Consider the following 14,194-nt stretch of genomic DNA (forward strand, 5'->3'; position numbering starts at 1 on the left):
GCTAAAACTCGAACTGATAGAGCAAATCAAGTGCCTGATCTACGCCAGACACTGCTTCCAGATATAGCTTAGGCATCAGACGATAACGTAGCGTGAGTGTCGCTAAGGAGTCAAATATACCCACACCATATTTCACCTGCAGACCTGGCAGTACGTATCCGCTGACAACGACCTGAGATGAGTCACCCACCCCTTGCGTGTCCAGTGCCAGATTGCTTACGCCAAATGTCTCCCCGATTTTACCCACAACCTGACCACTTTGTGCAACCCCCAGGCCAATAAGCATTGAAGTCATCGCCGCGCTGTCGCTCTGTTCACTATCCAGTCCTTGCCCACGAAGCAGGTAGGACAGCGCCATTTGCTGCGACATCGCCGGGTCGGAGAAGATCTCCGCTTTCGGTTCATCAGCCGTGCCCGTGACGCGAACGCCGGCGATCACGTCATCTTCGGTAGCATCCGGGTTACGAATCGCTTCAATATTGAGCAACGGCTGATCCGGCGGACCGGAGAATAACAGCTCGCCCTTACGCACAATCAGATCCTGACCATAGGCATGGAAGCGACCGCTCGGGATATTAATCTGTCCGTTAAGCCCGAGTCCCTGTTTATCCTGCACCACCTTCAGATCGCCCGTCAGCCGCGCTTTCAGACCAAAGGCATCAAGACGCACGTTATTACCGACGTGGATGTTCAGGTTGCTGTTGATCGGGATCCCGGCGGTCTGCGGTTTCTCAGGCTGGAGATCGTTATTAAGCATCACCATATCGCTGGACACCCCTACCGCGCTTTCCGGCAGATCGTGGACCACGATACGCGCCCACGGCACATCGACATTGCCGTTCAGGGTAAACAGGCTCGGTGTCGCTTCAAATTCCACATCCGGCGAGACATCCAGACGCACCATCGGCGGCACGGTGATCCGCACCCGACTGCCTTTCGCCGCAACGCGCGCCCGCCAGTTGTCGATCTGACTCCAGTCAGCGTCGCCGCTCAGGTTGATTTCCCCCTGCTGCGTACGCACCACACCCGCCAACGTTGAGCGTGTTCCGGTGAAGTTAACGGCTAACTGGCTTGGCTGCATGTCAAACGGCATAAAGTTACCGTCTATATCCAGTCCGCTCAGTTGCAATTGTCCAAGCAGCTGTGGGCTTTGCACATCGCCGCCCAGACGCAGGTTGGCGTTGATCGTCCCCGCGGCCTTTTCACCACGTGAGAAGATAGGGTTCACCATCGCCAGATTGAAGTTGCGGATATTGACGTTGCCGCCCAGGTTACGGCGCCCTTGTGGATCGGTTACCTGCACCTTTCCGTCAAACTGTCCGTTATTGGTCAGGCGAATCAGCCAGCCCAGTTCGGCACGGTTGTCGTGCAGGTCGGCGGTCAGATTCAACGTTTCAAATGCCACTGGCAGCGGCGCATCGTTCACGCTTTGCGTGACCTTCACGTTGCGTCCGGAAAGCATGACCTGCCCCTGCGGCAGCCCCTCTTTGGTCGTGTCCCAACTGACATCGGCTTTGCCGGTGAACACCCCGCTGGCCTGAGTCGTATCCGGCATAAACGGTTTCAGCATCGCCAGGTCGAAACGGTTGAGATTCACCACCGCGCGTCCTTCTGCACCGGCATCAATGGTTTGCGGTACGCATAGCTCCGCATTCGGGTTGTTCCAGCAGTGCGGCCCAATGCTGATTTTTTGCTCCTGATTGCGGTAATCCAACGCGATAGCACGATTGAGCGCCCACGGACCAACCGGTGTCTGGAAACGGGTATTGCTTAATTCCCCTTTCCAGCGCTGCTCTTTGCGATCAAAGCTGCCTGCCAGGGAGAGCTGTCCGGAGACCGGCTCCCCCTGAATGCGCAACTGTAGCTCATGCTGCTTCTCACTGCCTTTGGCGTTAAGCGTCACCAGGCCGATATTCACGTCAGGTTGTACAATCCGTTCTACGCGAACGTTGAGATTACCGGCGATTTGCTCCGCCGATTTCACGTCGCCTTCGACGCGAACCTGAGCAACGGAAAGCTCCTGCCAGCGCAGGCCGCGAGCGGTGATGTCCGCCAACAGCTGTGGCGCTTCTACCGTCCCGCGAACTTTTACCAACCCTTTCGCCGTACCGCCTAATCCCGGCAGCGCGTTATCCAGGCTTGGGGCATCAATCGTCGCGTCGAGATTAAGGTCTTTGACCCCCAGTTCCCCTTTCACGTCCGCACTGTTGCGTCCCAGTTCCAGATGCAGGCCAGGGATCGTCCACTGCAGGTAGCTGTTCCCCTTCAGCGAGCCATTCACATTAACCTTGTTCTGCTTCACGTTACCGGTCAGCTTCAGCTCAGGAATCTCCATCTGCCAGCTTCCGCCGTACAGACTCCCGCGCGTTTTCACCAGACCATTCAGCTTTGACGGCCAGTCCGGGATTGTTTTCGCAGTGTCGATGCCGTCCAGCGTTAACTCCCCGCGCCAACTGATCGCCTGCTGCCAGTCCACCAGCGCTTTCAGCTCGGTTTTCCCTTCCAGCGCCGCAATGCTCAGTTTATCGAGATTGATCTGCTGTTCGTTGCCTTTGGCATCCAGTGTGATGGTAGCCGGAGGAATATCCTGCCCTTTCACCGCGGTACGCATCGACAACGTATAGTCGGTCATTTTGCCGGTCAGCTTGAGCTTAATGTCATCGGCCTGGAACTGCTTGTCGCCGGTAAACGGCCAGTAAACCTGCTTACTCACCACTTCCAGATTGAGCGGTAATCCGGCTTCTGCCAGACGCGTTTGCGCGCGCAGGTCCATATCAACCGGGCCAGACAGATTGACGCCGACTTCCAGCTGTTCACGCAGCGCGCCACCGACCTTCAGCTTCACCTTTTCGCCTTTTAATGGATCGACGTTCAGCGTGCTGTTGAGGGTAATATCCACCGGCCATGTGTTGGTGAGCTGCGCCGTACCGCTGGCGTTTACCGTACCCTGATTAGAGTCGATATCCAGCGCGTCGAGCTTCATGTTGCCGTCAATGCTGCTCACTTTGAGCAGCATGTTATGCACCGTTAAATCCGTATCCCCGGTCACGCGCAGTTGCTCGCCGCGAAACTCCTCAATATTGAGGTTGAGCGGCAGATGGACATCGGTCATTTCCGGTAGCACCGGCTTTGAGAACAGATCTTTTAGCGTTTCACCGAGCGGTTTTTCATCCGGCTGCGGGTTTTGAATCTTCGGTTCAACGACCTCTTCCTGCGCCACTTCCGCCACTTTAGGCAGGGCAATCAGCAGGCCCTGTAATGACGTTGGCTTCAGGGTCAGCGTTTTTTCCTGCCAGTTCAGGCCGGAGGTAAAATCGAGCACTGAAACTGTGGTGTCGTCAATTTTGATATTGATGTTATTCAGCGCCACGCGTGAAAGCGTGATCGGATAAGGTGTGGAAAGGTTAAGCGGGCCGCTATCCTCCTCCTCAACCGGTGCTGAAGGCGGCATCTTTTTGCTGTCGATCGCCACGTTGATATTTTTCAGCGACAGATCGTTGACGCACAGGCTACTATCCCAAAGACACTCCAGCCCGACAGCCAGATGCACTTCACCAGCATTCACCGCCACGCCAGGCTGGTCATAACGAATATTTTTGAGCGATAAATCCCGCCAGCCGCCGGTGACCTGACCAATTTCCAGCCCCGGAACCCAGCGATTAGCTGCTTTGAAGATCAGGTGCAGGCCCGAGGTGGTGCCGACAAGAAACGCCACCGTGCCTAACAACAGCAGGATAAAAATCAGCACGCCGAGGCTTATTTTCTTCCATAAACTCATAATTCAGGCCCCAGACCGATGTAAAACTGTAAACCATGTTCATCTTTGTCGCCGACAGGAACGGCAAAGTCGAGCTTGATGGGACCGACCGGCGATTGCCAGCGTACGCCGACCCCGGCGCCGGTTTTGAAATCGCTTTTGCGGATATCGCTGACCGCTTCGCCGCTATCGACAAACATTGCGCCCCACCATTTCCCGGTCACGTTGTACTGGTATTCCAGCGAGCCGGTTGCCAGCTTCGAGGCCCCTTTCAGCTTACCGTCGCTGCCTTCGGGCGAAATAGATTTGTATTTGTAACCGCGAATACTGCGATCGCCCCCGGCGAAGAAACGCAGATCCGGTGGCACTTTGTCGAAGTCCCCGGTTTCAATCCAGCCGAGGTTACCGCGCATCACAAAGCGATGCCTGTCGTACAGCGTACGGATCCAGACGTTTTGCGCCTGGAAGACGGAGAAATCAACGTCTGAACCCCAGGCCGTATTGGAATAATCAATGGAATAGCGTTGAGAATCGCCCCAGACGGGCATCAGACCGCCGCGCGAACGCGTCCGGCTAATCATCACGCCCGGATAGAGCAGCATGGTGGTATTGGTGACGTTACCCTGCGTAAAGTGGTCGAGGCTCCAGCGCAGGTTAATCGCGCGCTGCCAGCCGCTGGAAAGGTCCCAGTAACGGGAAACCGCAAGCGTCGTGGAGTCCTGCTCGGTGTCGTTTAAATCAGTACGCTTAAAGCCCCCCTGCACCAGGTAATACTGCTCCAGTGGGTTCTTTAACAGCGGCATTTTATAACTAAAATCAAGGACCTGCTCTGGCGCAGAGATACTGGCGCTAGTGGTCAGGCTGTGGCCATAGGAGTTCATCCACGGCTTTTTCCACGAGGTCTTTACCCGTGGCCCGACGTCAGTTGAATAACCAACCCCGGTTTCGATGGTGTTTTCGGTTCGCGGCGAGACCACGCCTTTAAGCGGCAGCACTTTGGTTTTGCGGGCTTTATCAAATTCTGGCGCGACAACCACAGAATTAAACCATCCGGTCGCCGACAGACGACGGTTAAGTTCCCCCAGATCTTTCGACTCGTACTCTTCACCTTCTTTAAATGGCACCAGGTTTTGCAGGTACTCATCGCGAATTTGCGAGCCTTCAAAGGTGACATGCCCAAAGCGATAGCGTTCACCGCTGTTGTAATCGATATCCCAGAACGCCTGACGGCGCTCAAGCGCTATTCCAAGCTGGCTTTTATTAAATTCACTGTCGAAATAGCCTTTGCGCAGCGCCACGCTGGTGAGGGATTTTTTGAAGTTGTCATAATCACCCTGATTCAACACGGTGCCGATTGCCGGGCGCGTTTTCAGCAGATCCAGATAATCTTTATCCGTACGCGCGCCACCGCGCAAAATCACTTCGGTGCCGCCAATCAGCACCGGCTCGCCGGGGGTTACTTTGGCAATCAGCACCTGGCGTCCTTTTGCCGGTGGCGGGCGCAGCTCAAAATCGATGGTCGGCTCAAAGTAGCCCAGCGCTTTTAGCCCTTCGCGGATGGCATCATCAACGCGCGCACGAAAGCGTCGGTCTGGAGTGACTTCATCACTTTGAATCGTGGACAACTGCGCACGGACGTTTTTCTCCAGCGGTCCTGATAATCCTTCGACCTGTAAGCGAACATTCGCGGCGGCGGCGGAGCCACTTAAGCACAGTAATCCCACCCAACATAACTGACGGATATGTGGCACATTTTCTCCTGAATATCCTTTTTCCCACCCCTGGAAAAAAATACTATGCCGTTCCTCGGCTTAACAAAAAATCAACAATAAGAGTTGAAAAACAGACGACAACCCAAATATTTCTTATGTTTAACCCTAGACGTATTCATGCCGTTTATTGTGGGCAAAGACGCGTCTCGTTACAACCTTAACCCAAATGACTGATTTCGGGAGAACGGCCATGAGTTTATTTGATAGAAAGCATCTCGTTACTCAAGCAGATGCGCTACCTGGACGCAACACCCCGATGCCAGTGGCAACGCTGCATGCGGTTAACCAACATTCGATGACCAACGTGCCCGACGGTATGGAAATCGCCCTTTTCGCCATGGGATGTTTCTGGGGCGTGGAGCGTTTATTCTGGTCATTACCCGGCGTGTACAGCACCGCAGCCGGATACACCGGCGGCTATACCCCTAACCCGACCTATCGGGAAGTCTGTTCTGGCGATACCGGGCATGCCGAAGCGGTGCGCGTCGTCTATGACCCGCATGTTATCAGCTACGAGCAACTGCTGCAGGTGTTCTGGGAAAATCACGATCCGGCGCAAGGTATGCGTCAGGGGAACGACCACGGTACGCAGTATCGTTCCGCTATTTATCCCTTAACGCCAGAGCAAACCGCCGCGGCACAGGCCAGCCTTGAGCGTTTTCAGGCGGCGATGACCGCCGCTGGCGACGAGCGCACCATTACAACGGAAATCAGTACGGCAACCCCGTTCTATTATGCCGAAGACGATCACCAACAATATCTGCACAAAAATCCTTACGGCTACTGCGGAATTGGCGGGATTGGGGTGTGTTTGCCACCACAAGGATAAATTTCCCCCTCTGGCGACGTTACAGTACCTTACGCTATACTAGCTCCTGAATTTACCGGCTCACTTCCACGAGCCGGTTTTCAATGTGTATTTCACACGGATTTATCAACTTCTCCCTTCCGAGGATCTGACCCGAACGGTCGGATAAGATATGTTAAACAGTATTTTAGTCATTCTCTGCCTGATCGCCGTGAGTGCGTTTTTCTCGATATCCGAGATCTCGCTTGCCGCATCACGCAAAATCAAACTTAAGCTGCTTGCCGATGAAGGCAATGTGAACGCACAGCGTGTTTTGAAGATGCAGGAAAACCCCGGCATGTTTTTTACCGTGGTGCAGATTGGCCTAAACGCGGTCGCCATTCTCGGCGGTATCGTTGGTGATGCGGCCTTTTCCCCGGCGTTTTACAGCCTGTTCTCAAAGTACTTCGCTCCAGAGCTGTCCGAACAGTTAAGTTTTATTCTGTCCTTCTCACTGGTTACGGGCCTGTTCATCCTGTTCGCGGATTTAACCCCGAAACGCATCGGTATGATTGCGCCAGAAGCCGTGGCTTTGCGTATCATCAACCCGATGCGCTTCTGTCTGCTGGTCTTCCGCCCATTGGTGTGGTTCTTTAACGGCCTGGCAAATAACATTTTCCGCCTGTTTAAAATTCCGATGGTGCGTAAAGATGACATCACGTCAGACGACATTTACGCCGTGGTCGAAGCCGGTGCGCTGGCGGGTGTTCTGCGCAAGCAGGAACATGAGCTGATTGAAAATGTGTTCGAACTGGAATCCCGCACCGTACCGTCTTCTATGACCTCGCGCGAGAATATTATCTGGTTCGATCTTCACGAAGACGAGCAGAGCCTGAAGAACAAAGTGGCGGAACATCCGCACTCCAAATTTCTGGTGTGTAACGAAGATATCGATCACATCATTGGCTATGTCGATTCAAAGGATCTCCTCAACCGCGTGCTGGCCAACCAGAGTATGGCGCTGAACAGCGGCGTGCAGATCCGCAATACGCTGATTGTCCCGGATACGCTGACGCTCTCTGAAGCGCTGGAAAGCTTCAAAACCGCAGGCGAAGATTTTGCCGTCATCATGAACGAGTATGCATTGGTGGTGGGGATTATCACGCTCAACGATGTGATGACCACGCTGATGGGCGATTTAGTCGGTCAGGGCCTGGAAGAGCAGATCGTGGCGCGTGATGAAAACTCATGGTTAGTCGACGGCGGTACGCCGATTGATGACGTCATGCGCGTCCTGGATATCGACGAATTCCCGCAGTCCGGCAACTATGAGACCATCGGCGGCTTTATGATGTTCATGTTGCGTAAAATCCCGAAACGCACCGACTCGGTGAAGTATTCAGGCTACAAATTTGAAGTAGTGGATATCGATAACTACAAGATCGATCAGCTGCTGGTGACGCGTCTGGACAGTAAACCTACCGTTCTGGTACCGAAACTGCCGGATGCGAAGGAAGAGGCGAAGGCGTCATAGCGCCTTGCAGAAACATCAACGGCTCCTGTCCTGGAGCCGTTTTTTTAACTACCGCATAGCACTTTGATCAAGCCATCTCAGTTTGCAGACGCAAGACCTGACGGTTAACTTCGGACATCACGGAAAAATGCAGCTTGTCCTTCACTTTTGGGATAAGAATCTTACCCTTATCAAATTCAAAAGCGCCTACATCCTTGATATATAACCGTCCACGAAACAGGATCTTCACGTACTTCGCCACCTGCAGCGGGTTGTATCGTTGGAAAATTTTCATTGTTGTCTCCTGCTGAGCATTACGCCTTTGCGGTACCACAATCGGTCCGACAATCCTCAGGCGCAAATTTTAATGCCCTATGACTATAGACTATCTCGTTGATGTTTCCAGCGTGTATAAGTTTATTTACCTTCCAGTTACAATTATTCAGAATTATCTTTTCAACGCTTCGCTGTCTTCAGTATAAGCCTTCGATTTTCGCAGGATTTGTGCGCCCGTCCGCAAACTGGCATCGCGCTTGCGGGAAAAAGCATCAATCGCACATATGATTAAATTCCAGACCCAAGTGGTCGGATCACCTGCAAAATAAAGAAAGAAGGAAAACCTATGACCTTACGAAAACTGCTGGCGCTGTCGTGCCTGCTGCTGCCGATGATTGCCTCCGCCCATAAGTTTGAGACTGACCAGCGCGTACCGCCGGTGGGGATCGCCGATCGCGGCGAACTGATTCTCGATAACGATAAGTTTAGCTACAAAAGCTGGAATAGCGCGCAACTGCCCGGCAAAGTACGCATTGTGCAACACATTGCCGGACGCACCTCCGCCAAAGAGAAAAACGCGAACCTGATTGAAGCCATCAAAGCGGCGAACCTGCCGCACGACAAATACCAGACCACCACTATCGTCAACACGGATGACGCCATTCCTGGCTCCGGTATGTTTGTGCGCAGCAGTCTGGAGAGCAATAAGAAGCTCTACCCATGGTCACAATTTATCGTCGACAGCAACGGCATTGCGCGTAAAGCCTGGCAACTGGATGAAGAAAGCTCAGCTATTGCGGTACTCGATAAGGACGGACGCGTACAGTGGGCAAAAGATGGCGCATTAACGCAGGAAGAGGTGCAGCAGGTGATTGCCCTGCTGCATAAATTGCTCAGTAAATAGAGACGCGGAAGCCGGGGTTGAGGAACGATTCACGTGGGGTGTAGTCCAGAGGTTTCCCCTGCCAGTCGTGAACGTGCGCTCCGGCTGCGGCGGCAACGGCGTGGCCAGCGGCGGTATCCCAGACGTTAGTTGGCCCAAAACGTGGATACAGCTGCGCGTGTCCTTCCGCCACCAGGCAGAATTTTAGCGACGAGCCAATCGACGTAGTCTGGTGCTCGCCCAGTTGTTGCAGATACTCTTTTAACTCATTGTCGGCATGCGAACGGCTAATCACCACCAGCGGTGGACGCGCGTCACGTACCTGAATTTGTTTGCGCACACCGCACTCTTCTTTCCACGCTTTGCCTTCTGCCGCGCTGTACATCACCTTCATCACTGGCGCGTAAACCACGCCAAGTACCGGCTTTCCCTGCTCAATCAGCGCAATATTAACGGTAAATTCACCGTTACGTTTAATGAACTCTTTGGTGCCGTCCAACGGATCGACCAGCCAGTAGCGCTGCCAGTGCTGGCGAACATCCCAGCCAGGAGGGGCTTCTTCAGACAGAACCGGAATATCCGGCGTCAGCGTCTGTAATCCTTCGAGGATCACCGTATGCGCAGCGATATCCGCCGCCGTGACCGGAGAATCATCCTGCTTGCTGGTAATCTCCATCGGTTTGATTCCATCGTAGACCTGCATAATGGCATCGCCCGCGTTCCGTGCAAGCTGGCATACATGTTCTAGCATTCTCCACCTCGTTTCTGTCAGTGGTGTTAACTCGTTGTTTTACTTATACCCGATCGTCAGGGGATCCGCCAACTGTGATAGCGTCTGCGGTTTTAAACGCTATATTCATGTCATGATTCACAGTTCTGTAAGCAAGAAGATTTATATACATTTTCTTTTGTGGCTTAGATCTTAAAAGGATGCCCCTGATGATTAAGTTTAGTGCAACGCTTCTGGCAACGCTGATTGCAGCCAGCGTGAATGCCGCGACCGTCGATCTGCGTATAATGGAAACCACTGATTTACATAGCAATATGATGGATTTCGATTATTACAAAGATACGCCGACTGAAAAATTTGGCCTGGTGCGTACGGCAAGTCTGATCAACGCCGCGCGTGGTGAAGTCAAAAACAGCGTGCTGGTTGATAACGGCGATCTGATTCAGGGCAGCCCGCTCGGGGATTATATGGCGGCCAAAGGGCTGAAAGCGGGCGAAACTCACCCGGTATATAAGGCGCTCAACACGCTGGATTACGCGGTGGGCAACCTCGGCAATCATGAATTCAACTACGGTCTGGAGTATCTGCACAACGCGCTGGCCGGAGCGAAGTTCCCTTACGTTAACGCCAATATCATCGACGTGAAGACCAAAAAGCCGCTGTTTACGCCTTACATGATCAAAGACACTGAGGTAATTGACCAGGAAGGTAACAAGCAGACGCTGAAGATTGGCTATATCGGCTTTGTGCCACCGCAGATTATGACCTGGGATAAAGCCAACCTCAGCGGCAAAGTGACGGTAAATGACATCACCGAAACCGCACGTAAGTATGTGCCGGAAATGCGGAAAAAAGGCGCTGATGTCGTGGTGGTGGTTGCTCACTCCGGGCTTTCTGCCGACCCGTATCAGACGATGGCGGAAAACTCCGTTTATTATCTCAGTGAAGTACCGGGCGTGGATGCCATTATGTTTGGTCATGCTCACGCCGTCTTCCCGGGGAAAGATTTTGCCAACATTAAAGGTGCAGATATCACAAAAGGTACGCTCAATGGCGTGCCGGCGGTGATGCCTGGCATGTGGGGCGATCATCTGGGCGTCGTGGATTTGGTACTGAATAACGATAGCGGTAAATGGCAGGTCAGCCAGGCGAAAGCAGAGGCACGCCCCATTTATGACGCCGCGGCGAAAAAATCACTGGCAGCAGAAGACAAAAAAATCGTTGAGATCCTGAAAGCCGATCACGACGCCACGCGTGAGTTTGTCAGCAAACCGATCGGTAAATCCGCCGACAACATGTACAGCTATCTGGCTCTGGTTCAGGATGACCCGACCGTGCAGGTGGTGAATAACGCCCAGAAAGCGTATGTGGAGCACTTTATCCAGGGCGATCCGGACCTGGCAAAATTGCCGGTACTTTCCGCGGCCGCGCCGTTTAAGGTCGGTGGACGCAAGAACGATCCGGCCAGCTTTGTCGAAGTCGAAAAAGGCCAGTTAACCTTCCGTAACGCCGCTGATTTGTATCTTTACCCCAACACCCTGGTGGTCGTGAAAGCCAGCGGAAAAGAGGTGAAAGAGTGGCTGGAATGTTCCGCCGGGCAGTTTAATCAAATTGACATCCACAGCAGCAAGCCGCAGTCGCTGATCAACTGGGATGGGTTCCGTACTTATAACTTTGACGTGATCGACGGCGTGAATTATCAGATTGATGTTTCACAACCCGCCCGCTACGACGGTGAATGTCAGACCATTAACCCGAAAGCGGAACGTATTAAGAATCTGACCTTTAACGGCAAACCAATCGATCCGAATGCCACCTTCCTCGTCGCGACCAACAACTACCGCGCCTACGGCGGTAAGTTTGCCGGAACCGGCGACAGCCACATCGCGTTTGCTTCTCCGGATGAAAACCGCTCGGTGCTGGCCGCGTGGATTGGTGCTGAGACGAAGCGTGCCGGTGAAATTCACCCGGCGGCAGATAACAACTGGCGTCTGGCGCCGATTCACAGTGATACGCCACTGGATATTCGTTTTGAAACGTCACCGTCAGAGAAAGCCGCAGCGTTTATCAAAGAGAAAGGGCAATACCCGCTGAAAAAAGTCGCTACCGATGATATCGGCTTTGCGATTTATCAGCTGGATTTAAGTAAGTAACTTTCGTGCCGGATGCGACGCAACAGCGTCTTATCCGGCCTACAAAACTACGCAGCCCGCTCGTCTCGCTGCGCCAAAACCTGCGGCAAATTCAGTTCTATCCAGTCCGCCAGCGCGGCGACTTTATCGCTCACCTGCTCGCCCAACGGCGTCAGGCTATATTCCACATGCGGCGGCACCACCGGATAAGAGACTCGATTGATAAACCCGTCCTGCTCAAGCGCCTGAAGCGATTGCGCCAGCATCTTTTCGCTGACGCCGCCCATCTTCCGGCGCAAATCGCTAAATCGGTGCGTACCATCGCGCAGCGCCACCAGAATTAATACGCCCCAGCGGCTGGTGACGTGTTTTAACACCTCGCGGGAGGGACACTGTTCGGCAAACAAATTGCCGTCGCGTAACTGTTGGGAGAGGGTCGACGCTGTCATTTTTATACTAACCTTTTTGTACGTACTTACTAAAAGTAAGTTTAAGTGTTAGCGTGATTAAACACAAGACCAATACCAAGGAGTTACCCCATGATCGCAATTACCGGCGCCACCGGCCAACTGGGCCAACACGTTATTGAATCGCTACTGAAAACCGTTCCTGCCAGCCAGATTGTGGCTATCGTGCGTAATCCCGCTAAAGCGACGGCGCTTAGCCAGCAGGGCATTACCGTTCGCCAGGCGGATTACAGCGATGAAGCCGCCTTTACGACTGCTTTACAGGGTATCGACAAGCTGCTGCTGATCTCTTCCAGCGAAGTGGGACAACGTGCCCCACAGCATCGCAACGTGATTAACGCAGCAAAGGCTGCCCACGTGAAATTTATCGCCTACACCAGCCTGCTGCACGCCGACACCTCCCCGCTGGGGCTGGCCGATGAACACGTCGCCACCGAGAAGATGCTGGCTGAATCCGGTATCGCTTATGCGCTACTGCGCAACGGCTGGTACACCGAAAACTATCTCGCCAGCGCGCCAGCTGCACTGGAACACGGCGTCTTTATTGGGGCGGCGGGAGAAGGCAAAATCGCCTCGGCAACCCGTGCCGACTATGCCGCTGCCGCCGCGCGCGTCATCAGTGAAGAGGGGCACGCCGGTAAAACCTACGAACTGGCGGGCGATGCAGGCTGGACCCTAAGTCAGTTGGCTGCCGAGCTGGCAACACAGAGCGGTAAAAAAGTGGTGTATCAGAACCTGAGCGAAGCTGATTTTGCCGCGGCGCTGAAAGGCTTTGGTCTGCCCGCCGAATTGGCGGATATGCTGGCTGATTCTGATGTCGGCGCCTCTAAAGGCGGTCTGTTCGATGACAGCCATACGTTGAGCAAACTGATTGGTCGCCCAACCACATCGTTGACTGACAGCGTCAAAGGCATCGTGTAAGTGTTAAAAATTAGTTAATTATGGTGGCATCCCCGCGCATCCTCTCTGATAATGACAGGATGATGCGTGGGGAGAGAAAACGTGCAAGGTGTACCTGAGCAGTTTATTGATGAAAAAGACAGCGCCCGCTTTCGCCATCTGGCGCAGGTGCCGGGCGTTGAGTTGTATCATGCGCACATCTCACGTTACGCCTTTGAACCACATACCCATGAAGCGTTTGGCATTGGCGCGATAGAAGCCGGAGCCGAACGTTTTCGCTATCGCGGTACGCAGTACGTCGCGCCCGCCCATTCTGTCGTCACCATGAATCCCGATGAGTTGCATACCGGCGAAGCCGAAACCGCCGACGGCTGGCGCTATCGGATGATCTATCTTGAGCCCGATCTTCTGGAAGAGGTCACCGGGATCCGCCACTGGTGGTTTCATGACGTAACGCGTCACGATCCGCTGCGCTCGCGGCAGATCTGCTCGCTGATCCACGGCCTGTGGAACACAGAGGATGCGCTGACGCAAAAAGGGTTATTGCTCGATCTGATCGACACCTTCCAGCCGCTGGCCCGCCATGCGCCAACATCTGCAGAAGGGGCGCATCGCTTTGAACGGGTACGCGAGTATCTGCATGATAATTACATGCACCCGATAACGCTCGACGAACTGGCGCGGGTTGCCTCACTGAGTCCCTGGCATTTTCAACGCCAGTTTAAATCTCATTTCCACGTTACGCCGCACCAAATGCTGATGGCCATTCGCCTGTGGCGAGCCAAAGGTTTTCTCACTCACGGAATGCCCGCCGCAGAGGTCGCTGCCGCAACCGGTTTGACCGACCAGTCGCATCTCACCCGCGCATTTACTCATCGTTACGGCATTACGCCGGTACGTTATCAGAAGCAGGTTTATTCGCGCTAATGCGCAATCTCATACAATACGGCTGCACTCTCCCTGCCTACACTCAACGC

At 53.7% G+C, this 14,194-nt stretch carries 11 protein-coding genes; 6 read left to right on the forward strand and 5 right to left on the reverse strand.

Annotated features, from left to right (window positions below; translation table 11 throughout):
• Position 1: 1 nt before the first annotated feature.
• Together tamB and tamA are read right to left on the reverse strand one after the other, a co-directional pair.
• The gene (gene tamB, locus FDX14_RS19620; protein WP_137350091.1) at positions 2 to 3,778 is read right to left on the reverse strand and encodes an autotransporter assembly complex protein TamB; all 3,777 of its coding nucleotides are present in this window, start codon (positions 3,776 to 3,778) and stop codon (positions 2 to 4) included.
• Positions 3,775 to 5,508, reverse strand: a complete 1,734-nt coding sequence (gene tamA, locus FDX14_RS19625; RefSeq protein ID WP_042312760.1) for an autotransporter assembly complex protein TamA — start codon at positions 5,506 to 5,508, stop codon at positions 3,775 to 3,777. The genes tamB and tamA overlap by 4 nt, the downstream gene beginning before the upstream one ends.
• A gap of 211 nt (positions 5,509 to 5,719) precedes the next feature.
• Here tamA and msrA point away from each other — a divergent pair, with 211 nt between their 5' ends.
• Both msrA and paeA read left to right on the forward strand, forming a co-directional pair.
• Positions 5,720 to 6,358, forward strand: coding sequence for a peptide-methionine (S)-S-oxide reductase MsrA (gene msrA / locus FDX14_RS19630; protein ID WP_042312762.1), 639 nt, complete (start codon positions 5,720 to 5,722; stop codon positions 6,356 to 6,358).
• 151 nt (positions 6,359 to 6,509) lie between these two features.
• Entirely contained in the window at positions 6,510 to 7,850 is a 1,341-nt protein-coding gene (paeA, locus tag FDX14_RS19635) for a polyamine export protein PaeA (protein ID WP_003025713.1), read from the forward strand.
• 67 nt (positions 7,851 to 7,917) lie between these two features.
• Here paeA and FDX14_RS19640 read toward each other — a convergent pair whose 3' ends face one another.
• Positions 7,918 to 8,124, reverse strand: coding sequence for a DUF1107 domain-containing protein (locus FDX14_RS19640; protein WP_003025710.1), 207 nt, complete (start codon positions 8,122 to 8,124; stop codon positions 7,918 to 7,920).
• Positions 8,125 to 8,451: 327 nt separating this feature from the next.
• Here FDX14_RS19640 and FDX14_RS19645 point away from each other — a divergent pair, with 327 nt between their 5' ends.
• Entirely contained in the window at positions 8,452 to 9,009 is a 558-nt protein-coding gene (locus FDX14_RS19645) for a YtfJ family protein (protein ID WP_061382743.1), read from the forward strand.
• Here FDX14_RS19645 and cysQ read toward each other — a convergent pair.
• Positions 8,999 to 9,739 carry a 3'(2'),5'-bisphosphate nucleotidase CysQ gene (cysQ, locus tag FDX14_RS19650; protein WP_137350092.1) on the reverse strand — a complete coding sequence of 247 codons (741 nt, stop codon included), beginning with the start codon at positions 9,737 to 9,739 and terminating at the stop codon, positions 8,999 to 9,001. The genes FDX14_RS19645 and cysQ overlap by 11 nt on opposite strands.
• 188 nt (positions 9,740 to 9,927) lie before the next feature.
• On the opposite strand from cysQ, the gene FDX14_RS19655 reads away from it, so the two are divergent.
• Positions 9,928 to 11,871, forward strand: coding sequence for a bifunctional 2',3'-cyclic-nucleotide 2'-phosphodiesterase/3'-nucleotidase (locus FDX14_RS19655; RefSeq protein WP_137350093.1), 1,944 nt, complete (start codon positions 9,928 to 9,930; stop codon positions 11,869 to 11,871).
• A 47-nt stretch (positions 11,872 to 11,918) separates the two neighbouring features.
• Here FDX14_RS19655 and FDX14_RS19660 read toward each other — a convergent pair whose 3' ends face one another.
• The gene (locus FDX14_RS19660) at positions 11,919 to 12,299 is read right to left on the reverse strand and encodes a winged helix-turn-helix transcriptional regulator (protein ID WP_042312871.1); all 381 of its coding nucleotides are present in this window, start codon (positions 12,297 to 12,299) and stop codon (positions 11,919 to 11,921) included.
• Between the two features lie 90 nt (positions 12,300 to 12,389).
• On the opposite strand from FDX14_RS19660, the gene FDX14_RS19665 reads away from it, so the two are divergent.
• Both FDX14_RS19665 and FDX14_RS19670 read left to right on the forward strand, forming a co-directional pair.
• On the forward strand, positions 12,390 to 13,238 hold the full coding sequence (locus FDX14_RS19665; protein WP_137350094.1) for an SDR family oxidoreductase: 849 nt from the start codon (positions 12,390 to 12,392) through the stop codon (positions 13,236 to 13,238).
• Between the two features lie 81 nt (positions 13,239 to 13,319).
• The gene (locus FDX14_RS19670; RefSeq protein ID WP_137350095.1) at positions 13,320 to 14,144 is read left to right on the forward strand and encodes an AraC family transcriptional regulator; all 825 of its coding nucleotides are present in this window, start codon (positions 13,320 to 13,322) and stop codon (positions 14,142 to 14,144) included.
• Positions 14,145 to 14,194 lie beyond the last annotated feature (50 nt).

Source organism: Citrobacter sp. wls710 (assembly GCF_005281115.1).
Lineage (GTDB): Bacteria > Pseudomonadota > Gammaproteobacteria > Enterobacterales > Enterobacteriaceae > Citrobacter > Citrobacter werkmanii.